Source organism: Arthrobacter sp. EpRS71 (assembly GCF_001512285.1).
GTDB lineage: Bacteria > Actinomycetota > Actinomycetes > Actinomycetales > Micrococcaceae > Arthrobacter.
In genome coordinates, this window is record NZ_LNUV01000002.1 from 1 (window position 1) to 24,446 (window position 24,446).

22 protein-coding genes are annotated in these 24,446 nt (G+C 62.0%); 16 read left to right on the forward strand and 6 right to left on the reverse strand.

The annotated features are described in order from the left end of the window. Positions 1-1,928, reverse strand: a 1,928-nt coding sequence (locus AR689_RS02010; RefSeq protein ID WP_197412792.1) for a TPM domain-containing protein, incomplete at its 3' end; no start/stop codon positions are given. A gap of 320 nt (positions 1,929-2,248) precedes the next feature. Between AR689_RS02010 and AR689_RS02015 the strand changes: the two genes are divergently transcribed. The 6 genes from AR689_RS02015 (at position 2,249) to AR689_RS02040 (ending at position 8,700) form a co-directional block, all read left to right on the forward strand. Then, a complete protein-coding gene (locus AR689_RS02015) occupies positions 2,249-3,853 on the forward strand; it encodes a trypsin-like peptidase domain-containing protein (protein WP_062066124.1) in 1,605 nt (534 codons plus the stop codon). A 270-nt stretch (positions 3,854-4,123) separates the two neighbouring features. Next, the gene (locus AR689_RS02020; protein WP_062066533.1) at positions 4,124-4,927 is read left to right on the forward strand and encodes an electron transfer flavoprotein subunit beta/FixA family protein; all 804 of its coding nucleotides are present in this window, start codon (positions 4,124-4,126) and stop codon (positions 4,925-4,927) included. 14 nt (positions 4,928-4,941) lie between these two features. Further along, the gene (locus AR689_RS02025) at positions 4,942-5,895 is read left to right on the forward strand and encodes an electron transfer flavoprotein subunit alpha/FixB family protein (protein ID WP_062066126.1); all 954 of its coding nucleotides are present in this window, start codon (positions 4,942-4,944) and stop codon (positions 5,893-5,895) included. Between the two features lie 5 nt (positions 5,896-5,900). Continuing rightward, positions 5,901-6,680 (forward strand): PIG-L deacetylase family protein, encoded by a 780-nt coding sequence (locus tag AR689_RS02030; protein WP_062066128.1) that lies wholly within the window; start codon positions 5,901-5,903, stop codon positions 6,678-6,680. 74 nt (positions 6,681-6,754) lie between these two features. Then, positions 6,755-7,300 carry a gluconokinase gene (locus tag AR689_RS02035; protein WP_062066130.1) on the forward strand — a complete coding sequence of 182 codons (546 nt, stop codon included), beginning with the start codon at positions 6,755-6,757 and terminating at the stop codon, positions 7,298-7,300. Then, positions 7,297-8,700: a GntT/GntP/DsdX family permease gene (locus AR689_RS02040; RefSeq protein WP_062066134.1), complete on the forward strand. Its 1,404-nt coding sequence runs from the start codon at positions 7,297-7,299 to the stop codon at positions 8,698-8,700. Before AR689_RS02035 ends, AR689_RS02040 begins: the two co-directional genes overlap by 4 nt. A gap of 82 nt (positions 8,701-8,782) precedes the next feature. Here AR689_RS02040 and AR689_RS02045 read toward each other — a convergent pair whose 3' ends face one another. The 4 genes from AR689_RS02045 to AR689_RS02060 form a co-directional block, all read right to left on the reverse strand. After that, a complete protein-coding gene (locus tag AR689_RS02045) occupies positions 8,783-9,616 on the reverse strand; it encodes an anti-sigma factor (protein ID WP_062066135.1) in 834 nt (277 codons plus the stop codon). 1 nt (position 9,617) lies between these two features. Beyond that, a complete protein-coding gene (sigK, locus tag AR689_RS02050) occupies positions 9,618-10,223 on the reverse strand; it encodes an ECF RNA polymerase sigma factor SigK (RefSeq protein WP_062066536.1) in 606 nt (201 codons plus the stop codon). A 189-nt stretch (positions 10,224-10,412) separates the two neighbouring features. Next, the gene (locus AR689_RS02055) at positions 10,413-10,880 is read right to left on the reverse strand and encodes a tRNA (cytidine(34)-2'-O)-methyltransferase (protein ID WP_062066137.1); all 468 of its coding nucleotides are present in this window, start codon (positions 10,878-10,880) and stop codon (positions 10,413-10,415) included. An 86-nt stretch (positions 10,881-10,966) separates the two neighbouring features. Beyond that, positions 10,967-11,911, reverse strand: a complete 945-nt coding sequence (locus tag AR689_RS02060; protein WP_062066139.1) for a J domain-containing protein — start codon at positions 11,909-11,911, stop codon at positions 10,967-10,969. A gap of 123 nt (positions 11,912-12,034) precedes the next feature. On the opposite strand from AR689_RS02060, the gene AR689_RS02065 reads away from it, so the two are divergent. From AR689_RS02065 to AR689_RS02110, 10 genes are all read left to right on the forward strand, one after another. Further along, positions 12,035-12,961: a diacylglycerol/lipid kinase family protein gene (locus AR689_RS02065; protein ID WP_231745408.1), complete on the forward strand. Its 927-nt coding sequence runs from the start codon at positions 12,035-12,037 to the stop codon at positions 12,959-12,961. A 119-nt stretch (positions 12,962-13,080) separates the two neighbouring features. Then, entirely contained in the window at positions 13,081-13,752 is a 672-nt protein-coding gene (locus tag AR689_RS02070; RefSeq protein ID WP_062066142.1) for a hypothetical protein, read from the forward strand. A 72-nt stretch (positions 13,753-13,824) separates the two neighbouring features. Beyond that, a complete protein-coding gene (locus AR689_RS02075; RefSeq protein WP_062066144.1) occupies positions 13,825-15,042 on the forward strand; it encodes a cysteine desulfurase family protein in 1,218 nt (405 codons plus the stop codon). A 167-nt stretch (positions 15,043-15,209) separates the two neighbouring features. Continuing rightward, entirely contained in the window at positions 15,210-16,349 is a 1,140-nt protein-coding gene (gene mnmA / locus AR689_RS02080) for a tRNA 2-thiouridine(34) synthase MnmA (RefSeq protein WP_024817389.1), read from the forward strand. A gap of 171 nt (positions 16,350-16,520) precedes the next feature. Then, positions 16,521-18,149 (forward strand): ABC transporter substrate-binding protein, encoded by a 1,629-nt coding sequence (locus AR689_RS02085; protein WP_062066543.1) that lies wholly within the window; start codon positions 16,521-16,523, stop codon positions 18,147-18,149. Between the two features lie 128 nt (positions 18,150-18,277). Beyond that, complete coding sequence (locus AR689_RS02090) at positions 18,278-19,369, forward strand: ABC transporter permease (RefSeq protein WP_062066146.1); 1,092 nt, start codon at positions 18,278-18,280, stop codon at positions 19,367-19,369. 2 nt (positions 19,370-19,371) lie between these two features. Next, a complete protein-coding gene (locus AR689_RS02095; RefSeq protein WP_062066148.1) occupies positions 19,372-20,385 on the forward strand; it encodes an ABC transporter permease in 1,014 nt (337 codons plus the stop codon). Beyond that, entirely contained in the window at positions 20,382-22,088 is a 1,707-nt protein-coding gene (locus tag AR689_RS02100) for an ABC transporter ATP-binding protein (protein ID WP_062066151.1), read from the forward strand. The genes AR689_RS02095 and AR689_RS02100 overlap by 4 nt, the downstream gene beginning before the upstream one ends. Before the next feature lie 146 nt (positions 22,089-22,234). Continuing rightward, entirely contained in the window at positions 22,235-22,624 is a 390-nt protein-coding gene (locus AR689_RS02105) for a chorismate mutase (RefSeq protein WP_062066153.1), read from the forward strand. A gap of 3 nt (positions 22,625-22,627) precedes the next feature. Continuing rightward, positions 22,628-23,662, forward strand: a complete 1,035-nt coding sequence (locus AR689_RS02110) for a uroporphyrinogen decarboxylase/cobalamine-independent methonine synthase family protein (protein WP_062066155.1) — start codon at positions 22,628-22,630, stop codon at positions 23,660-23,662. A 10-nt stretch (positions 23,663-23,672) separates the two neighbouring features. On the opposite strand, the gene AR689_RS02115 is transcribed toward AR689_RS02110, so the two are convergent. Continuing rightward, a complete protein-coding gene (locus AR689_RS02115; RefSeq protein WP_062066157.1) occupies positions 23,673-24,386 on the reverse strand; it encodes a DUF4166 domain-containing protein in 714 nt (237 codons plus the stop codon). Positions 24,387-24,446: the final 60 nt, after the last annotated feature.

Genomic DNA, 24,446 nt, shown 5'->3' on the forward strand with positions numbered 1-24,446 from the left:
CCATTAAGGATGGAGTTGATGAGGATGCCGCCGAGGATGGCACCGCCGAGTCCGCCACCTCCGCCGCCACCGCCGAACATGCCACCGCGTCCGTACCCTTGGCCTTGGTCTGCATAGCCGAACTGGTCGACGTCGGACTGCGCCAGCTGGGCTGCCTGGGCAGCAAGTGAATGCGCTTGCTGAGCATAAGTTAGCGCCGTGACGGGATCATTGCGGGAGATCGACAGAGCGTAATCGAGGTTGCGCTGAGCCTCAGCCAGTCGCGTCCTGGCTTCAGTCCCCACGCCACCGCGACGTGCTGTGATGTAATCCGAGGTTGCGCTGATCTGAGCCTGTGCCGCCATGATGGTTTGCTGAAGTGAGGCCTGGGCCCGGCGGGCTTGCTCCTGCTGGTCGCGGATGCCGGACAACGACTGGTCCAGCGCCTGGTGGGCTGACTCCACGCGGCTAAGCGTCGCAATGGGGTCAATCTTTCCGCCTTGGATTTCGGTCTTCACCTGAGCCAGAGCGGCTTCAACCCCGGCCACGGGCCCCGCAAGCTCCGGGTGTTCGCCGGACTGGATCATGGCCCTGGCTTGGGCGAGGTCCTGGCTGGTTTCGGCGACCGCACCTTCCAGGGACGCCCGGGCCTCATCGAGGCTGCCCGCCGTCTTGGAGATGGCGTCGATCAGCACTTTGGTCTGGTGCAGACTTTCCTCTGCGGCCCGGACTGCCACGGCAGCCAGGCTGTTCTCGCCGGCAGCCAACTTCTCCTGAGCGGCTGTGGCTGCGTTCTGCACGAAAGCGAGTCGCTCCTTTGCCTGCAGGATGTTGTCGGAAACCTGCGTCAGAGCAGACTCGGCGTACTTTGCGCGCAAGCCCTCAAGAGATTGTTCTGCGCTGGCGATCTTTGAGTCCGCGTCCTTGGCGCCTGCCGAAACCGCTGCCAGGGCCTGCGGCGCAGTCTTCTCCAGCTCTCGCAGAGAGTCGAAATCCGCCTTCTGGTCGCGCAAAGAGGCCAGTGCTGCCTCGGAGCGGCGGATGATTTCTCCGAGCCAACTCCGCTGTTGTTCTTCGGTGTCAGGAATGTGGTCATCCAGCTGCTGCTGCAACTTGAACGACTCCGTCATATGTCCCTTGGCTTCCTCCAAGGCTTTCGTAAAGTTGCCGATCGCCGAGTCACCGTACTGCGCCTGGGCGAAGCCTAGTTCCTGCTCGCTGGACTTGATGGCGTCGTCCGCCTCGATCAACAGCGAGCCGCTCTTTTGACGCAGTTCCGGAATGCTCAGTCCGGCGAGGGGATCAAGCTGCTCGCCTTGCGGGCCGTAGCTGGCGCTGACGGCCTTGGTGCCGCCCTTCTTCCTGCGGTTTCGCAGGTAGAGGTAGGTGCCGGCACCGCCTGCAGCTACAACTCCGACCCCCACAAGTACGCCGACACCAGCGTTACCGTTGGGAACCGTACCGCTGCCGCCGCCCGCGGCATCGCCGATGGCAGCCGCGGCGTCTATGACAGCCTGGGCGTAGTTCCCGGCACGCAACTGCGGGTCAATTGCCTTGCTGGTGATCGTATCCCGTTGGGCGTTGGTGATCTTGCTGTTGGCGGGCTTGCTCAGTTGGTACTGGCGTGTTTCCGTCGCTACGGCGAGAACGAGGGCGTTCGGGCCGAGCTGGGCCTTCTCCGCGACGTCTTCTGTCCATTGGACGCGATCTGAGGGGTTCTCGAACCTTTTGACGAACACGGCATGAAGTGTCATGGCGTGGTCTGTGCCAAGCTTCTGAATGGCTTCTTGGACTTTGGCTTTGTCGCCGCCGAGCACGCCCGCGGAGTCCACGATTTTAGTGGTCGGATCCAGTGTTACCGGACTTTCCGCCCAAGCGGAGGTGGCCGGTAGGGCCAACATTCCAGCCAGGCCGATCACGGCGAGTACGCGTTTAACTATTGACCGCATGTGCAACCCTTCAGCACGTCTGCGACTGGAACAAGGCGTACCAATCGTCACAGAATGCTCAGCGCCCCCACGCATGGTGTAAAGCCGCAGGTCGCTGTGGCAATTCCTCTTGATTCTATGGTGCACCCCCCAACCCGTCCACAGGGGTGAATATGCCACCAGCGAAATATAGGAGAGAGCTGGATTGTTGAGGCGTTGAAGGACCTATTGACCTGTGGGGACGTGGTCGCAGCCCCTTTCAGGAAGCTCCCAGCGAACGTCCGCTTTTGTTCCAGTTATTGGGTACATAGTTGTTGAAGACGAGGACGAAAGGAAGACCCATGACGGAGAACCCAGCGCAGGGCAATGCACCAGAGAACCGCGAGCCATCAGAGCCGCGGGACACCACGGGGGAGCAGGGCGACGCCGGCGCCACCCGACAGCAGCCTGCGTGGACTTCCGGGCAGGGGGCGGGGACGGAAAACCCGGCACAGCCCACTACTCCGCTGCCAGCCTTCCAGCCTCCTGCAACCCAGCAGCAGCCGCAGTACTACGGCGCTCCGCAGCAGCATGATCCGGCTCACCGACCCAGCTACCCACAGCACCAGCCGTTCTACGGTGGCTCGAACCCGGGAAACAGCGGCAACAGTGCCTCGCACCCTCAGCAGCAAGGATTCCAGAACCCGCAGGGTCACCATGGCTCCGGATTCCAGCAAGCCCCCGGTCACTCTTCTGTAAACACCAAGCGTAAGCCGGCCTTCGGCGTCGGAACTCTTGTAGCCAGCATGCTTGCGGCGGGTCTGATTGGTGGCGGCGTAGTAGCCGGCAGCAATGCACTGTGGGATAACCCCGCCCCGGCCGCTTCAACAGGCGGACAGTCCAGTACCGTCATCGTGAACAACAAAGACGACGTCAACGTCATTACCGCTGCGGCCGCGAAAGCCTCGCCCAGCGTGGTGACCATCAAGGCGACCAGCGGAAATGAAGGTGGCACGGGTTCCGGCATCATCCTGGACGACCAAGGCCACATCCTCACCAACACTCACGTGGTCACCCTGGATGGTGCCACCGCCAACGCCGTCATTGAGGTCCGTACCAGCGACGGCAAGGTCCTGAAGGCCACCGTTGTTGGAACGGACCCTTTGTCAGACCTTGCAGTCATCAAGGTGAGCGACGCCTCGGGCCTGGTCCCGGCTACGCTCGGTGATTCGTCCAAGATCAACGTGGGGGACACCGCCGTCGCCATCGGTTCGCCTTTGGGTCTCACCGGCACTGTGACCGACGGCATTGTGTCCACGCTCAACCGCACTATCAGCGTTGCGTCCTCGGCCGTGCCGGAGGGTACGCCGGATGAGAGCCAGGGCGGCGACGAAGGCTTCCAGTTCGCACCGCCAAACGGGGGCCAGAGCCAGAGCACTGCCAACGAAGGCTCGATTGCCATCAACGTCATCCAGACTGATGCGGCCATCAACCCCGGCAACTCCGGCGGCGCACTGGTGAACAGCAAGGGCGAAGTGATCGGCGTGAACGTGGCTATTGCTTCAGCGGGCAGCGGAACGTCCGAATCGTCCAGCGGCAACATTGGCGTTGGTTTCAGTGTTCCCATCAACCACGCCAAGCGCGTGGCGCAAGAGATCATCGAAACCGGTAAGGCCAGCCATGGACAGTTCGGTGTGTCAGTTCGGTCGAAGTCGTCCACGGGCAGCAATTCGGGCTTCTCGGTGGGTGCGGAGGTCGCCTCAGTGACGTCGGGGTCGGCTGCAGCCAAGGCTGGACTCAAGGTTGGTGACGTGGTGACCAAGTTCGGTGACTATGCCGTCAGCGATCCCAACCAGCTGACCGCAGCAGTCCGGGAGCAGCCTGCCGGTGCCAAGGTCAAGGTGACCATTCAGCGTGGTGGCCAGTCTCAAGAGGTTGAAGTCACCCTCGACGCCGCACAACAGTAATAAGCCAGAACAGCAGCAGGCAACTCGAATTGACGACGACGGGCGGCACCTCACGCAGGTGTCGCCCGCCGGTTTCTGTGCCCAGGCCCGAACGGTGGCATCGGAAGCAGCATCGCGCGTAGCTGAAACAGGGCTTAACGCTGGGAGTGGTTTTCTGCGGGCAATATGCTTAGCTAGGACGAGCCCACGCGTTGGGCAATCCACGGCCACGCTGTTGCGTTTGGCCGTCCACAAGCATGGAAGGCTGCTTCGAAGACAGTGGAAGAGACATTGAAGATTGTCGTTCTGGTCAAGCACGTCCCGGACGCCCAGTTCGACCGGCATATCACCGGCCCTGGCAACACCACAGACCGTGATGAGAGCATCTTGTCTGAACTGGACGAGTACGCCCTTGAGGCAGCCCTCCAGTTGGCGGAAGAACGCGGCGGACCGAAGGCCGGGAATGAGGTCATTGCTTTGAGCATGGGCCCGTCCGGTGCGGTCAATGCCGTGAAGAAGTCACTACAGATCGGTGCGTATTCCGGTGTCCACCTCAGCGACGACGCTCTGGCGGGTTCGGATGCTGCCGCAACCTCGCTGGCGCTTGCCGCTGCGATCCGCCACATCTCAGCCGATGGCCGCCCGGTGGACCTCGTCCTGACGGGCATGGCCTCCACCGATGGCGAGACGTCGCTCATCCCGGCCCAGCTTGCCGAGCGCCTGCAGTTCCCACAGGTCACGTTCGCTTCAACGCTTGAGGTTTCGGGCGGCCAGGTCAGCGCCCGCCGCGACGCCGGCGCCTTCTCGGAAACGGTTGAAGCGCAGCTTCCAGCAGTTGTTTCTGTCACGGACCAGATCAACGAGCCGCGCTATCCCAACTTCAAGGGCATCCTTGCCGCGAAGAAGAAGAAGATCGCATCCCTGTCTTTGGCTGACATTGGTGTGGACGCCTCACAGGTTGGCTTGGCCGGCTCTTGGACGGTGGTGGAGTCTGCAGAGGCCCGCCCACCGCGGACAGCAGGAACCATCATTACCGACGACGGCGACGCCGGCATCAAGCTGGTCGACTTCCTCGCCGCACAGAAGCTGCTCTAAAGGGGACTCCAACCATGGCAAATGCACTTGTTTTCATTGATAACCCGGGAGCAGCTCTTAAGAAGAGCAGCTTGGAGCTCCTGACCATCGCCCGCTCGCTGGGGGAGACCGCCGTCGCGTTCACCGGAGAGTTGAACGACGACGTCGCCGCGACGTTGGGCGCGTACGGCGCCACCACGGTTTTCCAGCCGTCGGTGGACGACCTCGACAATTACTTGGTGGGGCCGAAGGCTGCCTATCTGGCCGCTGCAGTGGCTGCGTCGGGCGCTACGGCGGTCTTGGTGGATAACTCGCCTGAGGGCAAGGAAATTGCGGGCAGGCTTGGCATTAAGCTCAACGCCGGTGTCATTACCGATGTGGTGGGCGTTGAGGCTGACGGTACTGCGCATAAGTCGGTGTTGGCAGGTTCTTACAACACCACCGCGAAAGCCACTACTCCGGTGACCGTTCTTTCGGTCAAGGCCAACAACGTGGAACCTGCTGCGGCCGGTGCTGCAACTGCACCGGCCACTGCCATTGTTGAGGTTCCCGCCGAAGGCCTGGCGAACTCCGCACGCATCGCAGCCCGCACCGAGAAGCCTGTCAGCGGGCGGCCGGACCTCAGCGAGGCCAGGATCGTCGTGGCCGGCGGTCGTGGCGTGGATGGCGACTTCGGGCCCGTTGAGGAGCTCGCGGATGCCTTGGGCGCAGCTGTTGGCGCATCCCGCGCTGCCACCGATGCAGGTTGGATTGGCCATGATGCACAGGTTGGCCAGACCGGCGTCACGGTGTCGCCGCAGTTGTACATCTCGGCTGGCATTTCAGGTGCTATCCAGCAGAAGGCGGGCATGCAGACCTCCAAGGTCATCGTGGCCATCAACAAGGATGCAGAATCGCCTGTCTTCGAGATTGCGGACTACGGCATCATCGGGGATCTTTTCAAGGTGCTGCCGCAGGCCACTGCCGAAATCCAGAAGCGGAAAGGCTGATCCCTTTGCCTACTGACGTTCCGTCAGCAAAGAGCCCGTTCGACGCTTCCACGGAGCGCGTTGAGCGGGTGCTTTGTTTTACTGCCCATCCCGATGACATCGATTTTGGTGCTGCAGGAACCATTGCGGCCTGGACGGCTGCCGGGGTCGAGGTCAGTTATTGCATCATGACCGATGGGGATGCGGGCGGTTTCGACCCCGCGGACCGCGAACGGATCATTGATCTACGGGCCGAGGAGCAAAAGCGCGCAGCTGCTCTGGTGGGTGTTACGGATATCCACTACCTTCATGAGCGGGACGGGTACCTGGAACCGACGCATGGCGTCATCAAGCAGGTAGTGAAGCTGATTCGCGAAATCCGTCCGGACATCGTGCTGACCATGCACCCGGAACGGAACTGGGACCGCCTCCAGAAGAGCCACCCGGACCACCTGGCAGCGGGGGAAGCCGTGACCCGGGCGGTGTATCCGGCAGTGGAGAATCCGTTCGCCTACCCGGAACTGGCTGAGGCCGGACTTGAGGCCTATAAGCTGCCGTGGCTGTGGTTTATCTCCAGCCCGGAGTCCAGGGAGAACCATTCTGTGGATGTTTCGGAGCATGTGGACGCCAAGCTTGACGCCATCAGGGTCCATGCGAGCCAGCATCCCGATATCGAGGGAATGGACCGCATGGTCAGGGGCATGATGCTGGGCAATGCTGAGCGGGCCGGCCTGCCTGACGGAGCGAGCGCTGAGTTCTTCCACGTAGTTGCAGTCAACGGATCCACCACCATCGCAGGGTTCTGACATTGCCGTGGTGTAACCCGTGTCATATGCTTGATCTCGGTTAAATCATATTTATTCGAGGAAGGCAGACTTTGATGGCGAAGACTGCGCAACAACCCGTGCTGGTGATTATGGGAGTCTCCGGTTCCGGCAAGTCCACCGTGGCCGGCGTTCTCGCCGGGAAGCTTGGATGGGATCTCGCCGAGGGGGACGACCTGCACCCAGAGTCCAACGTGGCCAAGATGCAATCGGGGCTGGCTCTCAGCGATGAGGACCGATGGCCTTGGCTGGGCATCATCTCGGAGTGGATCCGTGAGCGCGCGGATGCCGGAACGCCGGCAATCATTACGTGCTCGGCACTCAAAAAGAGGTATCGCGATGTGCTCCGCGGCGAGAACGTGGTTTTCGTCTTCCTGCAGGGGAGCAAGGACAAGATTTCCGATCGTCTGGCCTCCAGGCACGGCCACTTCATGCCGCCGTCCCTCCTGGAATCGCAGTTCGACGCCCTCGAGGAACCGACGGAGGACGAGAGCTACATCTCCTTGTGTGTTTCGGCGTCTCCTGCCGAAGAAGCGGACGAGGTCATTGAACGCCTCGGCCTGCACCCTGTAGTTGCCGGTACCGAAACGAACGCTTCGTGAGGTTCCTGGAGGCCGCCACAGAGGTACAGGAATGGACGGCGCATGACACCCAGTTGCTGGTGGTCGCAGCGCTGGGCATCGCACTGATTGTGGTGCTGATCGCCAAACTGAAACTGCATCCGTTCCTTGCACTGGTTCTGGGCTCGGCTTTTGTTGGCCTGGCGTCAGGCGTGGAGCTGGGCAAAGTCATCACCAATTTCGAGGACGGCGTTGGGGGAGTCCTCAAGGAAGTTGGCCTGCTTATTGCCCTGGGGGCCATGCTCGGCAAGCTGCTGGCCGATTCAGGTGGCGCAAACCGTGTGGTGGACACGTTGCTGGCCAAGGCGAGCGGAAACAAGTTGGTCTGGATGATCACGCTTGTAGCCGTCATCATCGGACTGCCGATGTTCTTCGAAATCGGGCTTGTCTTGTTGCTTCCGGTGATCGTCCTGGTGACTCAGCGATCCAAAATGAAACTGATGCGCATCGCGATCCCGGCGCTGGCCGGACTCTCGGTCCTCCACGGGCTGGTGCCACCGCACCCGGGACCACTGATCGCGATCAGTGCAGTCAAAGCGGAGTTGGGAACGACGCTGGGCCTGGGCATCCTCGTAGCGATTCCCACAGTGATCATCTGTGGTCCGCTTTTCTCACGGTTGGCTGCCCGCTGGGTCCCCGTTGACGCGCCCGCCGTAGCCGGTGGCATCGACACCCGGCACTCAGCGGACCTGAGCGAAGTGAAGCGCCAGCCGTCGTTCCTGGTGACCCTGTTGACGATCATTTTCCCGGTGGTCCTCATGCTGTTGAAGGCTTTGGGCGGCATCATCTGGCCAAACCCTGAAACGGCGCCGGCCATCAGGATCTTCTTCGACTTCGTGGGCCAGCCCCTGGTGGCCATGACACTGGCAGTCCTTCTGGCGATCGTAACGTTCGGATATGCGGTGGGCTTCACGGGAAGCAGGATCACAGCCAAATTGGGTGAAAGCCTGGGACCCATTGCCGCCATCCTCCTCATCGTGGGTGCCGGCGGTGGTTTCAAGCAAACCCTGATTGGCGCCGGCGTGGGCGACGCCGTCAAGAAATGGGCCGAGGGTGCCAACATGTCAGTCCTGGTGCTCGGCTTCATCGTGGCAGTGGCCCTGCGCCTGGCCACGGGTTCGGCAACCGTGGCCACTGTGACGGCGGCGGGCATTGTGGCGCCCCTTGCCAGCAGCCTGAGCCCCACGCACGCAGCTCTGTTGGCTTTGGCTATTGGCGCAGGTTCCTTGTTCCTGTCCCACGTCAACGACGCCGGATTCTGGTTGGTCAAGGAACTGTTCGGGCTAACCGTTGGGCAGACTTTCAAGACCTGGTCGGTGATGGAGACCCTGATCTCCGTCGTGGGCTTCGGCTTCGTGATGCTTCTATCACTCGTGGTGTAGCTGCCGAAGAAGCCGAGTGAAAGCACAACGGCGGCCGTCCCACTGAGGGGACGGCCGCCGTCGTGCGTTGAATTTTCAAGAGTCAGGCGCTGAGCCCGACCACCAGAACAGGGTCCGTGGTGGGGGCGCTCGATCCGCCTGTGGGTTCCACAGTGATGGCTACGGACGAAGCTGACGCCAAGCCCTTCACGACGGCCGGTTTGGACAGCGTCTGGGCATCCATGGTGCCCTGCGGCACCGGGGCAGAGCCGTCCTTGGGGAGGGTCCACAACTGGTAGACCTTGCCTTCCGGCGCGGGTGCTACACCATCCATCAGAACCACGAAGGAATCCTTCGCCGATGATGCTGAGATGGTGGCCGTACCACCGCCGGGAACGGGCGCAGAGGTCTTTTGGACGTCCTGCGCTTGGAGCACTTGGTTGACGGGGTCGTTCTGTGCCGTGACGTAGGTGCCTACTCCGATCCCCCCGAGGGCAATCACTGCTGCAGCCGCGGCGCCGATGATCCATCGGCGCGCGCCACCGGCGCGTGCACGCTCCTCACGCCTCATTCTGGCGGCTGCGAGGTCGTCGACGGCGGGGCTTGCCACCGAGGGCGCCTCCGGCTCTTCGAGGGGTTGGGCGGCGGCATCCTTGGTGATGCGCTCCAAGATGTTGTCGAACAGACCTGCGGGCGGTTCTTCCTCGGGGGCAAAACTGACGGCCAGGGTTTCGCGCGCTTCGCGGACCCGCTCCAGGAACTCAGTGCGTTCCGGGGTATCGGTAAGGTAGTCGTCGATCATGGCCCGTTCGTGGTCGCTCAAGGCGTCCAGGGCGTAGATTTCCGCCAGCTCGAGGACTCGGCCCTCAGCGAGGTCGGTAGCGATGTCGTTGGCAAACATTCTGCGGATAAAGCCTCCACCGGTGTTTTCGGTCATATCAACCCACCCCGAGGCAGGTCTTCAGTCGCAGCAGTCCATCACGGATGCGGGACTTGATGGTCGGGACGGCCGCGCCGAGGTGCTCGGCGACCTCACGGTACGTCAGGCCGCCGTAGTAGGCGAGCCGGACTGATTCACGCTGGGTGTCCGTCAGCGTGCCGAGGCATCTGCTGACCGCCTCCGCCTCAAGATTCGTGTCGGCTTCTTCCGCGACGACGTCACGGTCCGGGTCTTGGCTCGCAGCGCCGTACTTGGCTTCGCGGTCCGTTGCCGCTTGTACGGCGCGGACCCGGTCAATGGCTCGTCGATGAGCAATGGTCATGAGCCAAGCCAGCGGGGTCCCTGCGGCGCGGTCAAACTTGGCTGCACCTTGCCATACTTGGAGATATACCTCCTGAGTTGCGTCCTCGCTGAGGTCAGGGTCTATCAAGACGCGTCGTGCCATGCCGAAGACGCGCCGCGAGGTCAGGCGGTAGAACTCAGCAAAAGCCTGCTGGTCGCCTCCTGCCAGGAGCTCAAGCAAAGCAGTCAGTTGCGAGTTCAAGTCTGTCGCGCTGCCGGTGGCCTCGAAGACCGGGGGGCCGGGATTGTTGGGGATGTCCATCACCGTCCAGCATATGTGCTCCCGTCTGAAACCGGCAGCATCACGGGTTTGCGTCGACGGCGCGGCGGTGCAGCGGTTTGCCGTCATCACCCTGGTCTGCAGCGCGCTCACGTAGGCTCCCTCGATGAATATCCACGGCAGGACTTGTTCCTGCATAAGGTATTCGGTGCAGATGCCCCGTTGGATGGGCTAGACCTTGGCGCCGGCAAATCCGTTCTGCCGCCAGGCCTCGAAGACGGCAATCGAGGCAGCATTGGCAAGGTTCAGTGAGCGCAAGGAAGGTTTCATGGGAAGGCGGACACGGGCCGTGACGTGCGGGTCCTGTTTGAGCCAGTCCGGCAGTCCCACGGATTCCGGCCCGAACATGAGGACGTCCCCCTCGCGGTAGCTGATATCCGTGTACGAGGTCTCGCCGTCGGAGGTGTAGGCGAAAACGCGCTCGGGCTTAAGGGCTGTCCATGCGGCGTCTATGTCCTTGTGCACCGTGACTACCGCGAGATCGTGGTAGTCGAGACCGGCGCGGCGCAGCTTGGCATCGGAAAAATCGAAGCCGAGAGGTTCCACCAGGTGGAGCTCAGCCCCTGTGATGGCGGCCAAGCGGATGGCGTTGCCCGTATTGCCCGGGATTTCTGGGGTGTGGAAGAGGATTCGGAACACTGTTACATCCTAGTCAGCCTGCGGACTGGTCGCGGTGGCCCATGGCAGGTTGACGCAGGGTGGACGCACACGCAGCGTAGGCGGGCTTAGTGCATTCCGCGAAGAAGACGGGCCAACACAGGCACTACCACGGTGTTGGGCGCCGGCCCTGAACTGAGGAATTGCTTCAGTCCCCTCACCAGGCCCGCAGCGTTGACTACCTCCACTGCATTGTTGCTCGACTGTCCCTTGCCGTACTGGTCGATGACGGGTTCGTGAAGATTTCCGTCAGGACTGTGAAGGACCACCCAGCCGGTGACATTGAGTTCCGGAAAGAGGTCCTGCATGTGTCGCACGATGTGGGCGAGCTGTGGAGGAGCCACCGAACGGCCGCCATGGCGCAGTGAATGGCCGTCCCATGCATAGGCGCCTTTGGGCAACAGCATGGAACCGATCAATGCCAGCCGATAGCCGGAAAGGACCGCGTGGTCAATGTGGTTGTTATCCGACGGTGAGCGCAGGCCATTGATCAGCCGGGCTGCGGGTATGGCGGGCAGGACTTGCCGGCTGATGAGCTGGACCGTGCGCATTTCGCGCTGAATACGGGCCTCGGCACCAAAAATGCCCCGTTTTCGGGGGAGTCCGTGAACCTGCCGGGCCGCTTCCGCCGCTGAAATGAGCGGAACCTCGCTGGGATCGTCAAAGGAGGGAACGTACACCGCGGGATCACCGGCAGTGTTGCGCTGGGCTTGGGGCCGTTTGACGTTTGTGGTGGCGGAAGGACCCGGGGCGGCGGTACCTGAGTAATCACCGGGCCGGGGCTGGCTCACACCCGAAGCGCCCTGGGCGTACCGTCGGTCGTAGTCGGCCCTGCGCCGGGGATCAATGAGCGTTTCGTACGCGAGGGTCACGCGCCGGAACATCTCAGCTTCTCCGCCATGATCGGGGTGGGCTTTCCGGGCAGCCTTGCGGTAGGCCACTTTGATCTCCTTGTCCGTAGCGGTGACGGAAACGCGGAGAACCTGATAGTGCGAACTGCTGCCCTCGGCCAAGCACGGGCCCTTCTCTATGGTGATGGTCGCGCCTCTGAAGAGGTGCGGTACTGGCAAGTTTATCCAGCCACTATGTGAACGTCGGTAACGGGGCGTGTGGTTCCCGCTGGCATAATTCAGGCTGTGAAACCTCCGGCGGACGAGAACCCCTTCAGTACGCCGATGAAAATCGCTGTTGCCATTAATCCCGCGGCCTCTTTTGGTCGTACGCGCAGTGTCGGGCACCAAGCCGCAGAATTCATCCGCGCAGCCGGGTGGGACGTCGTCGTGCTTGAAGCGGAAAACTATGACGCCCTGCGCAGATCCGTGGACCGGACGCTGGGCACCGGGGTGAAGGCGTTGGTAGTGGTGGGCGGCGACGGCATGGTTCACCTGGGCGTGAATGCGCTCGCAGGATTGGACATCCCCCTCGGCATCGTTCCCGGCGGGACAGGCAATGACGTGGCGCGGCTTTTGGCTTTGCCCTTGAAAGACCCCCGGGCCGCGTGCGGCCGACTGCTGGATGCGCTGGAAACCGGCGGACGCAGGATCGACGCCGGCAGGATCACCGCAGGCGGCCGGACGACGTACTTCGCCGGAGTCCTCTCCGCCGGGTTCGATGCCGCCGTCAACGAGCGGGCCAACTCGTGGAGCTGGCCCAGGGGAAAGAGCCGTTACAACCTTGCGATGCTTAGGGAGCTGCTCTCTTTCCGCCGGATCAGCTACACCGTCACTGCCGATGACGTCACCTGGCTTCAACCTGCCCTGCTCATTTCGGTGGCCAACGGACAGTTCATTGGCGGAGGCATGAAGATTACCCCTGAGGCGGTGCCCGATGATGGCTGGCTGGACATGTTCGTGGTCAAGCCCCTGTCCAGACTCCGTTTCCTGGCCGTATTTCCCAAGGTTTTCGCCGGGGAGCACACCAGCCATCCCGCTGTGGAGATCCGGCGCGTCCGGAAGGTGCGTTTGGAAGCCGCAGGAGTAGTGGCATACGCGGACGGCGAGCGAATCGCCGAATTGCCTGTGGACGTCGACCTAGTTCCTGCGGGTTTGTGGGTTCTCGCATAGTTAGCCCCGCTGCCTCGGGCAGCTAGACTCGATCGCGGTGACAGGCCGCGGGAACTGCGCGGCGAGTCGGTCGGCAAGGTTCCGACACCCTATTCCAGACTGCACGGCAAGGAGACATAGTGGCGAGCAACGTTCGACGACGACTGGCCGGCCCGGTTGCCATCGGAGCCGCCGGCGTTCTACTGGCCGGCTGCAGCGTCAACGTCCCTGATCCCGCTGCGCCAAAACCGTCGCCGTCGTTATCCACGCTGGCAACTCCCACCATCACTCCGGGGCACGACGCGGCCGCTGTGGCTGCGAAGGACTTGCCGCTCGCGGCGGGAGGGACTTTGGCCCCGGGGGACCCCGTGACCGTTACCACGCGGTTGGAGGAGGTTCCAGGTTGGTCGGTGGTTCATTCCGCGTTGCAGGGCGAAAACAGATACAAGAAGACGGACGGGTGCACACTCGCGGTCCGGGTCAGCGTGAATCAGGGCCCGCTGGTGGTTGCTGGCGACGACGCCGCGTCAACCAAGGAATTGTTCACCTACCTCAATGCAGGTGCGCTGGACGCTCTGAGGCCCGCGTCGTTGCGTTGGGGAGAAGGGTCCGATAAACCCCAACACAGCGTGGAGTTCCTTGGTTTGGAATCTTCGGCAGCTTCAGGTGGCAAGCCGGCCTTGGTCCTGGCCAGGTTGTTCAGCGCCCCCGCGTCCTCCGTCTATGTTTCCCTGTCGTGCCCGGACGATGCCACCCTGGCGGCAGCGCGTGCAGAGGCGTTGGCGCAGCTCGTTGTGGTCCCGCCGTCCTGATCGTGCCCCGGCATGCGGCACCTATCTGTTGAGGCCGGCATCGGCCGTATGGGGCATCGGTAGAATTAGAGGGTGCCTGTATACCTTGACCATGCTGCAACCACGCCCCTGTCGGCCGAAGCGCTCGCTGTCATGACGCGCGAGTTGGCGCGGACGGGCAACCCTTCGTCGCTGCACGGAGCAGGACGCCGCGCCAGGCGGGCAGTCGAGGACGCACGGGAGACCTTGGCAGCTGCAGCCGGGGCCCATCCGTCCGAGGTCATTTTCACTTCCGGCGGTACTGAATCGGACAACCTGGCTGTTAAGGGGCTTTTCTGGGCCAGGCGTGACGAAGACTCCCGCCGGACCCGCATCCTTTGCTCCGCCGTCGAGCACCATGCGGTCATGGATACCGTTGAATGGCTTGAAAAGCACGAGGGCGCAGAGGTTGTATGGCTTCCCGTTGATGCCGACGGCAAGGTCCGGCTTGAGGCAGTCAAGCAGGAAATTGAACACGATCCTGGATCGGTAGCGTTGGTCACTGTGATGTGGGCCAATAATGAAGTCGGCACCATCCAGCCCGTGATGGACATCGTGGAGTTGGCGGCACCGCATGGAATCCCGGTTCACTCCGACGCCGTCCAGGCTTTCGGATCCATCCCTGTTGATTTCCGGCGCTCAGGACTTGCAGCGATGTCCGTGTCGGGGCACAAGCTCGGTGGTCCGGTCGGCGTTGGGGCCCTTTTCCTGGGGCGGGCCGTCAAGCTGACGCCGGTACAGCACGGAGGCGGTCAAGAGCGTGATGTTCGTTCCGGGACGCTGGACACTCCGGCAATTGCCGCCTTTGCCGCAGCCGCTGAAGTTGTCACTGCAAACCTTGCGGCTGAGCGGGAGCGCCTCAGCACGTTACGTGAGCGCCTGATCAGCGGGGTGCGCGAGTCGGTTCCGGATGCAGTCCTCAGGGGTGCCGCCGGAGACGGGAGACTCCCGGGAAACGCCCATTTCACCTTCCCTGGTTGCGAAGGCGATTCGCTGCTCTTTCTCCTGGACCTGGCCGGTGTCGAGTCCTCTACGGGCTCTGCCTGCACAGCCGGGGTGCCCAGGCCATCACATGTTCTCCTGGCCATGGGATTGGATGAGGACACCGCCCGTGGGGCCCAGCGTTTCACTTTGGGCCACAATTCCACCAATGCAGACGTGGATGAGCTCCTCAAGGCGCTTCCCGAGGCGTGCCTCAGGGCGCGCCAGGCTGGAATGGCTGGCCACGAATCCAGCATCCAAACGGCGGCGACGGTGGCCCGGCAGGCCTAGGTTGTGGGCTGTGCAAGTCCTCAACCCTGTCTTTGACCTCTGGATTCAGAAGCGGGCCTACCACGGTGTTTTAGGGGCAGATGGCGAGGCAGGCTAGAATAGATGGGCACGCCGGCTGTTTCCACAGCCGGATCGGTTGCTCCAACTCCCACAGACAGAAAGCCAGCATGCGAGTACTTGCAGCAATGAGCGGCGGAGTTGACTCCGCCGTGGCCGCAGCCCGGGCCGTCGAGGCCGGACACGACGTTGTGGGAGTCCATCTTGCTTTGTCGCGCATGCCTGGCACCCTGCGTACGGGAAGCCGAGGCTGCTGCACCATCGAAGATTCGCGCGACGCTTGGCGAGCCTGCGATGTCCTGGGAATTCCCTACTACGTGTGGGACTTCTCGGAGCGCTTCAAGGAAGACGTCGTCCAGGATTTCATTGACGAGTACGCCGCCGGCAGGACACCGAACCCGTGCATGCGATGCAACGAGCGGATCAAGTTCGCAGCCCTTCTGGAGAAGGCCATCGCCTTGGGTTTCGACGCCGTATGCACCGGACACTACGCAAAGGTCATCGAAGACGCCGACGGTAACCGGGAGCTCCACCGCGCGGCAGATTGGGCCAAGGACCAGAGCTACGTTCTGGGTGTCTTGACCCATGAGCAACTGAAGCACTCCATGTTCCCGTTGGCGGACACTCCGTCCAAGGCCGAGGTGCGTGCAGAGGCGGAGCGCCGGGGCTTGTCCGTGGCCAACAAGCCGGACAGCCACGACATCTGCTTTATCTCCGACGGTGATACCCGCGGATGGCTGGCCGAAAAGATTGACATGACCACTGGGGACATCGTTGACGAAACGGGTGCCAAAGTCGGCGAGCATCCGGGCGCCAACGCCTTTACGGTAGGGCAGCGACGAGGCCTGAAATTGGGCACGCCCGCGGCAGATGGCAAACCACGGTTCGTTTTGGAGATCCGTCCCAAGGAAAACAAGGTGGTTGTAGGACCGGAAGCCCTGCTGGCAATCGACGAGATCCGCGGCATCAAGGTTTCCTGGGCCGGATTGCCCATTGCCGAAGTGAGCAGTGGCGTTGAGTTCGACTGCCATGCCCAGGTCAGGGCCCACGGCGACCCCGTTCCAGCGATCGCCCGCGTGGAAACCGTCGCGGATGATTCCGGCGTGGAGAGAGCCCAACTCGTCGTTACGCTGACAGACCCGTTGCGCGGCGTCGCACCGGGACAGACCGTGGTTCTCTATCAAGGCAGCCGGGTACTGGGACAGGCAACCATTGATGCTGCCCGTTCCCTCCAGAGGGAAGCGCTCTAAGAGCTAAGGCTCTCGCAGTAAAACCTACTGGAAAGTAAATTTTGTGTCTCAAATCACAAAATGAGGGGTTCGCGGCCTTCGAAGTCTGGTTGAATCGTGGAATCAAGAGTGCGCTCCGTCACAAATTACCCACGGCGGCGCGCCGAATCCATCGAACAGAAGGTTCACCAGATGGCACTGAACAAGAAGGCCCTGCACGGCGTTATCGCGCTGGCGGGCATCTCCGCGCTCGCCTTGACGGCATGCACGGGACCCTCCGGCGGCGGCTCATCCTCCGCTCCGGCAGCCGCAGGCCCCATCGCCTACGGCACTACTGACAAAGTCACCTCGCTGGACCCCGCAGGATCCTACGACAACGGTTCATTTATGGTGATGAACCAGGTCTACTCATTCCTGCTCAATTCCAAGCCCGGCGGTGCGGAACCCGTTCCGGACCTCGCGGAATCGTCGTCGTTCACGGCGCCGTCGGAGTACACCGTCAAGCTCAAGTCCGGGCTCAAGTGGGCCAACGGTCACACCTTGGATTCGAAAGACGTGAAGCATTCCTTCGATCGGCAGGTGGCAATCAACGACCCCGCCGGGCCAGCGTCGCTACTGACCAACATCGAGAGCGTGAGCACGCCGGATGCCACCACAGTGGTGTTCAAGTTGAAGAACGCCAACGACCAGACGTTCAGCCAGATCCTCAGCAGCCCCGCCGCGCCGATCGTGGACGATGAAGTCTTCCCGGCCGACAAGATCCTTTCAGACGACGAGATCATCAAGGCCAATGCGTTCTACGGCCAGTACACGATTGACAGCTACAAGAAGAACGAACTGGTCAGCTTCAAGGCCTTTGCGGATTACCAGGGTGTTCTTGGCAAGCCGGCCAACGATGCCGCCACCATCAAGTACTACGCCAGCCCCACCAACCTGAAGCTCGAAATCCAGCAAGGCGCCATTGACGTCGCTTTCCGCAGCCTCAGCGCCACGGACATTGACGATCTCCGCAAGGATTCCAAGGTCAAGGTCCTCACCGGTCCGGGTGGCGAGATCCGTTATGTCACCTTCAACTTCGACACCATGCCATACGGAACCAAGGCGGCCGGCGCGGACCCGGCGAAGGCACTGGCCGTTCGCCAGGCCGTAGCCAACCTGGTTGACCGTCAAGCGATCGCTGATCAGGTCTACAAGGGCACCTACCTGCCCCTGTACTCGAATGTTCCCAGCGGATTCCTCGGTGCCAACGAGTCCTTCAAGGATGCTTATGGCGATGGCGGTAAGCCCAGCCTGGACAAGGCCAAGAAGGTCCTCACGGACGCCGGCATTACTGAACCTGTGGCCCTGAACCTGCAGTACAACCCGGACCACTACGGTGGATCCTCCGGAGATGAATACGCCATGGTCAAAGAGCAGCTTGAAAAGTCCGGGCTCTTCACTGTGAACCTGCAGTCCACCGAATGGGTCACGTACAGCAAGGCCAGCCGTGCGGACGAATACCCGGTGTTCCAGTTTGGCTGGTTCCCGGACTTCAGCGATGCCGACAACTACCTCACCCCGTTCTTCCCTGAGGGCGGCTTCCTGAAAAACCACTACAACAACGCCACGGTCAACGATCTCATCGGCAAGCAGCTCACCGAAGCGGACAAGACCAAGCGCGAAGCGGCCATCAAGGAAGTCCAGACCGCCCTCGCCAAGGACATCTCCACACTGCCGCTGCTTCAAGGCGCGCAGGTGGCGGTAGCCGGAAGCGGCGTCAATGGAGTCGAGAAGACCCTGGATCCGTCCTTCAAGTTCCGCCTGGGCGTCATCTCCAAGTAACCGCACCTTTGCGATGAGAAGGGAGGCGGGACACTGATCCGGTGTCCCGCCTCCTTTGCTGACCACCAAGTGGCCGGCACGCATGAGACAACCCCGTGTAATCCACGGGCAGGAAATGCAGGTAACACATGACAACACTTATTGACGTTCCCGAGGCGGAGCCCGGGATCGTTGCTCCAAAGAGCAAGTCCAAAGCCGGGGGAGGGCTGGGAAGGTACATCGTGATCAGGTTCTTCCTGATCATTCCCACCGTTTTTATTTTGGTAACACTGGTTTTCTTCCTGATGAGGGTCATCGGAGATCCCATCACCGCATCTCAAGGCGGACGCCTGCCCCCGGACGTCCTGGCCCAACGCATTCACGACGCCGGGTATGACCGACCGGTCCTGGTTCAGTACTTCGAGTACCTTGGCCAGCTGATCACCGGGAATTTCGGAACCACCATCACTGACCGGCGTCCCGTACTGGAGGTGCTGACTACTTTCGGCGCAGCCACCCTCGAGCTCTCCATCAACGCACTGATCGTGGCTCTCGCCGTCGGTATCCCGTTCGGACTTATCGCCGCCCAACACCGGGACAAAGCCCCCGACGCCCTGTTGAGGTTTTTCGCCATCCTTTGCTACGCAACCCCTGTCTTCTTCTCGGGACTTCTCCTCAAGTTGACGTTTTCCGTATGGCTCGGTTGGTTCCCGGTAGCCGGCCGTGCCTCCACCCTTACGGAACTCACCATGAGTGCCTTGGCAGCCCCCTCCGGTATCTACTGGCTGGACGCGCTGCGCAGTGGAAACTTCACGGCACTCGGTGACATTGTTTCCCACGCAGTCCTCCCGGCAATCGCACTGGGCTTACTCACCGCCGGTGTTTTCCTTCGCCTGGTCCGCACCAACGTGATCGGAACCCTGGGGAAGGACTACATCGAGGCAGGGCGCTCAAGGGGCGTCAGCGAGTTCCGGCTGGTGACCAAGCACGCGTACAAACCGGCATTGATTCCCATCATTACCGTCATGGGCCTGCAAATAGCACTGATGCTGGGCGGCGCCATCCTGACCGAAACCACCTTTGAGTGGAAGGGCCTGGGGTACCAGTTGGTGCAGTACTTGAATGCCCGCGACTTCGTGGCCGTCCAAGGCATAGTGGTCCTGCTGGCCATCATCGTCGCCGTCACCAACTTCATCGTGGATATCATTGCCGCGCTCATCGACCCCCGAGTGAGGTACTGACCATGAGCACTCCACAGTTAACCCGAGCCAAGGAGCCCTTGTTTTCCCGGCTTCCTGTAATCAGCCACCTGAAGAAGAGCGTAGGCCTTCAGCGGGGCATGCTCATTGTGGGTGTTGTCCTCAGCGGAATCTTCCTGCTGACCAGTATCTTCGCCCCTCTCCTTGCTCCCTATGGATACTCCCAACTCAGCGATGACTCCGGTTCGTTTCCCACCCAGGAAGCTCCAAGCGCCAAGCACCTGCTGGGAACCACCGTTGGCGGTTACGACGTCCTGTCGCGGGTGGTGTGGGGTTCCCAAACAGCGGTGACAGTCATCATTGTGTCCGTGGCCATGTCCCTGTTCCTCGGTGTGGTCCTTGGCCTTCTCAGCGGCTACTTCGGAGGTTGGCTGGACCGGATCCTGGTGGTTGTGGCAGACGCCATCTATGCCTTTCCAACCTTGCTCCTGGCAATCGTGATTTCCATTGTGATCAGCCGCGGGCAGTCCAGCTTCTGGGGCGGCATCTTCTCTTGTGCTTTCTCCATCACCGTGGTTTTTGTGCCCCAGTATTTCCGGGTCATCCGTGCAGAGACCATCCGGCTCAAGGCTGAGCCGTTTGTGGAATCAGCCAAGGTCCTGGGGGCGTCCAGTGTTCGCATCATTGGGCGGCACATTTTCAAGAACGCCACCCGGACCCTGCCGCTCATGTTCACCCTCAACGCCTCCGAAGCGATCCTGACCCTTGCCGGACTGGGGTTCCTTGGCTTCGGGATCGAACCGACGTCTGCGGCTGAATGGGGTTTTGACCTCAACAAAGCACTGGCTGATACCTCCTCCGGTATTTGGTGGACCGGCGTCTTCCCCGGCGTCGCGATGGTCCTCACCGTCCTGGGGCTGACCCTGGTGGGCGAGAGCATCAACGACCTCAACGATCCCCGGATCCGTGGCCGCAAACGCGCGGGCCGAACACCAGTACCCGGTACACCGGCAGGACCGGAATTGCCGGCAAACCCGGCAGAGGCAGGAAAGTCATGACCACCAACCTTGGAAACCTCTCAGACGGGGCAGGCACGGAACAGCCGGTACTCACCATCGATCGGCTCCAAGTCACCTTTGCCACGGACGGCGGCGACGTTCACGCCGTCAAAGACGTAAGCCTGAACGTTGGAGCCGGAGAAGTAGTTGCCATTGTGGGCGAATCGGGTTCCGGAAAGACGGTGACGGCCAAGACCATCCTGGGCCTGCTTCCGGAAACCGCCATCAGCTCGGGAGCTGTGGTGATCAACGGCAACAACGTCATTAGCGTCAGCCAATCCACCCTCCGCAAAATCCGGGGCCGCGATGTGGCCATGGTGTTCCAGGAGCCCTCCACGGCGCTGAATCCGGTCTTCACCGTGGGCTGGCAGATTGCCGAAGGCATCCGTGCGCACTCCACGGACGGGCGGCGCCTCTCAGCCAAGGAAGCCAAGGAAAGGGCAACCGAGGCACTTCGCAAGGTGGGCATCCCGGATCCTGAAACGCGGGTCAACTACTATCCACATCAGTTCTCCGGTGGCCAGAAGCAACGTGTGGTCATAGCTGCGGCGTTGGCGCTCAATCCCGGACTGATCGTGGCCGATGAGCCCACCACGGCCTTGGATGTCACAGTCCAAGCCGAAATCCTCCAGCTCCTGCGCGATTTGAGGGACAACTACGGCACCTCGATCGTGCTCATCACCCACAACATGGGAGTAGTGGCGGATCTGGCGGACCGTGTTGTGGTGATGTACCAGGGTGACGTTGTGGAGGAGGCGCCGGCCAAGGTCCTTTTTGCTGAACCCCGGCAGGAGTACACAAAGAAGCTGCTCGCCGCGGTGCCGCACCTCGGACGAAACTCCGCATCCGAGGGCGCCCGAGGCCGGCTCCACCAAGATGGCAAAATCCTGGTGGAGGCAAAGAACCTCACCATCGAATACCCCGGGCGGTTCGGCAGGCACGGATTCAAGGCCGTGAATGACGTCAGCTTTACGGTGTCCGAAAATGAGGTCTTCGGATTGGTGGGTGAGTCCGGTTCCGGAAAATCAACCATCGGACGAGCCATTGCCGGCCTGACCCGCACCACGGGGGGCAGCCTGAAGGTCCTTGGGTACGAGATGTTGGACTTCAAGGAACGAACCTTCCGTCCGCTTCGCAAGGACATTGGTTTTGTGTTCCAAGATCCGGCGGCGTCCTTCAACCCGCACCTCACCATCGGCGAGTGCGTGGCCGAACCGCTCCTGATCCACACCCGGCCAGGAGCTGCTGGGGCGAGGAAGAAGGTAGGTGAGCTGCTCGAAGCAGTCCAGCTGCCGGCGTCGTACGCGGAACGGTACCCGCACGAGCTGTCCGGTGGGCAGCGGCAGCGTGCCTCCTTGGCGAGATCGCTGGCGCTCAACCCGCGCCTGTTGATCGCCGACGAACCCACATCCGCGCTTGACGTCTCCGTGCAGGCGAAAGTCCTGGACCTGTTCAAAGACATCCAAGAGCAGTACGGTTTCGCGGCTCTCTTCATCAGCCACGACCTCGCAGTAGTGGACATGTTGTCCCACTGGGTTGGTGTGTTGTACAAGGGCCGGCTGGTGGAGCAGGGGATCGGCAATCAGGTGATGGGATCACCGCAACACGACTACACCAAGCGGCTCATCGCCTCGCTGCCTGTGCCGGACCCCGATGAGCAAGCACGACGCCGGGAAGCGCACCGATCGCTGCTGGGCGGCTGAACCGTCCGTAGGACCTGCGTAAAGGTGAAGAAGGTGCGCCCCTCCCTGTGGCCTGGCCAGGGGAGGGGTAAGCCTTCTCCGCACCACACGGTGCGCTACCAAGTAACACCGGCGACGGCACCGCCCCGCACCATAGACTGGGGTGCATGACCGAGCAGAACAACGCCCTTCCCCACGACGCCGATTCCTTCAACCCGGCAGCGAGCTCCTTAGCCGGGCAGGTGGACCGTGCCGTCATGGACGAGCTGCTGTCCATCCGGTCCAGCATTGACAACATTGACGCAACACTTGTGTTCCTGCTTGCGGAACGCTTCAAAGCCACCCAAAAAGTTGGCATCCTGAAGGCCACCCACCAGCTTCCCGCCGGGGATCCGGGCCGCGAATCCGCCCAGATCGCCCGGCTGCGCAGGCTCGCAGAGGACGCACACCTTGATCCGGCTTTTGCAGAGAAATTCCTCAATTTCATCATCAGTGAAGTGATCCGCCACCACGAGGCCATCGCCGAGGATCACCAGATCTCCAGCCAGCAGGCGTGACCCGTGCCGGATTTGGAGAGCGTGCGCGCAAGCGCCACCGCACTGGGACCGTGGCCTGGCACTGATCCCACGGAGGCAACGCGGATCATCCGGGGCGAGTTGGGAGACCCCCACCTTCCTTTCCTGCCTCAACTGCCGGATCGCGGAGTGGGTTCGGATGGTGTCGGCCGGACTGGCTCCCTGCTCGTTGACTTGGCACTGGACGTTCAGCCGCACGGTTGGCGCCTGGTGGACAGGCCCGGGAAGGATGCCCGGCGCGCCAGCTCGGCGTTATCGACGGACATCAACATTCTGGCGGACATCGTCGGTTCCGAGGATGTGTCAGCAACGGAGTTCAAGATCCAGCTGCTGGGACCCATGAGCCTCGCGGCCAATCTTCACCTGCACAGCGGAGAGCGGGCACTGTTGGACTACGGCGCCCGCAGGGACATTGCGGAATCCCTGGCCGCCGGCGTCGGAGGGCACCTCAGGCGCATCGTCGCGGCCGTCCCGGGCGCCCGCCTGGTGGTCCAGATTGATGAACCGGACATTGCCTCCGTCATGGCAGGGACAATCCCCACGGCCAGTGGCTACCGCACCCTGCGGTCCATATCCGGTGAGGAAGTCACAGGGGCATGGCGGGTGGTCATTGATTCCCTGAAGTCTGCGGGCGTCGTCGAGACCGTGGTCTCTGTCCCGGAAATCGAAGCGCCCATCGAGCGGATACTTGCTGCTGGCGCAGACGGCGTCGCGGTGCCCTTGAAGGCCCTGACGTCGCGTCAGTGGGAGCAACTCGCCGCAGCCGTCGAAGGCGGAAAACGCGTTTGGGCAGGCGCGCTTTCCACCAACAACCCTCAAACTCAGCTACCACGCACGGCCGAGGTCATTGAAAGCATCTGGAAGCCGTGGCGCCAACTGGGCCTTCCGGCTTCCGGATTGGCCGGGCTCCGGGTCACGCCCTCGACGGGACTGGCGGACTTCAATCCCTCAGCGGCCAAAGATGTCCTGAAAAAGCTGACCCACGTGGCTGACGGACTGGACCAGCTGGCTCAGGGCTGACTGGAACACTTCAGTATCTCTTCTCCCAGCGGTCTGGTTCAGCGTACCGGGGCAGTGAGGTACCGGGGGCTGCTCCCGGCAGGTACGGCGCGAGGCGGTAGTCGAAGCGCCCTGCGTAGACAAGAACCAAACCGATCTGAGGCTGGATGACCTTGACCTGAATGCGGTGCTTGCCCTCGTCGTTGTCCCACCATTGTTCGGCATACGCGCGGGCGTCGAGGGCTGCCGGCAGTGGAATGCGGAGCGGCCCCAGGAAGAGCCTGCTCGCTTGGGACACACCCCGGAGACGGCCCTGGGCGGTGACGCTGACATCCAAGTCCGTGACCAGCCGGCGGTAACGGCCTACATGGTCCACCAAACGGGCGTTTTGATCGGCACGGGCAGGCAGGATGGCGCTGGTCGTATCGTGGAAGAGCCGTGTTCCCGAGGGGAAGTGGATCTCCCGGCGGGCAGTGAGCGCAGGACGTCCGAAGGGATCCATGTGGGCGTGGTTTTCTATCCGGAACGGTATACCCTCGCCGTATTCAGGAAAGAACGCCTCCTCACTTCCTGTCAGAGCGAGGAGCGGCCGTAGCCACTTCTGCCGGCACCCCACTACATCAAAGACGCCTTCGCCAATTCCATAGGAACCGGACCCGGCCGCCAAGGCAAAATACTCCTGGAGCTCCGGGGTAAGCCGGGCGAATTCCTCGCCCAGTGCCAGCTGATAGATGGGGGTATTCATGGCAGTCCTTCCTTGAAAACACCATGGGGGCGCACCTGAAAAACGGAGCCTGGAACCATC

Coding starts and splice junctions, on each gene's coding strand:
- AR689_RS02015 (WP_062066124.1), top strand. CDS start 2,249: ATGACGGAGAACCCAGCGCAGGGCAATGCACCAGAGAACCGCGAGCCA.
- AR689_RS02025 (WP_062066126.1), top strand. CDS start 4,942: ATGGCAAATGCACTTGTTTTCATTGATAACCCGGGAGCAGCTCTTAAG.
- AR689_RS02035 (WP_062066130.1), top strand. CDS start 6,755: ATGGCGAAGACTGCGCAACAACCCGTGCTGGTGATTATGGGAGTCTCC.
- AR689_RS02045 (WP_062066135.1), bottom strand. CDS start 9,616: ATGACCGAAAACACCGGTGGAGGCTTTATCCGCAGAATGTTTGCCAAC.
- sigK (WP_062066536.1), bottom strand. CDS start 10,223: ATGGACATCCCCAACAATCCCGGCCCCCCGGTCTTCGAGGCCACCGGC.
- mnmA (WP_024817389.1), top strand. CDS start 15,210: ATGCGAGTACTTGCAGCAATGAGCGGCGGAGTTGACTCCGCCGTGGCC.
- AR689_RS02085 (WP_062066543.1), top strand. CDS start 16,521: ATGGCACTGAACAAGAAGGCCCTGCACGGCGTTATCGCGCTGGCGGGC.
- AR689_RS02090 (WP_062066146.1), top strand. CDS start 18,278: ATGACAACACTTATTGACGTTCCCGAGGCGGAGCCCGGGATCGTTGCT.
- AR689_RS02095 (WP_062066148.1), top strand. CDS start 19,372: ATGAGCACTCCACAGTTAACCCGAGCCAAGGAGCCCTTGTTTTCCCGG.
- AR689_RS02100 (WP_062066151.1), top strand. CDS start 20,382: ATGACCACCAACCTTGGAAACCTCTCAGACGGGGCAGGCACGGAACAG.
- AR689_RS02105 (WP_062066153.1), top strand. CDS start 22,235: ATGACCGAGCAGAACAACGCCCTTCCCCACGACGCCGATTCCTTCAAC.
- AR689_RS02115 (WP_062066157.1), bottom strand. CDS start 24,386: ATGAATACCCCCATCTATCAGCTGGCACTGGGCGAGGAATTCGCCCGG.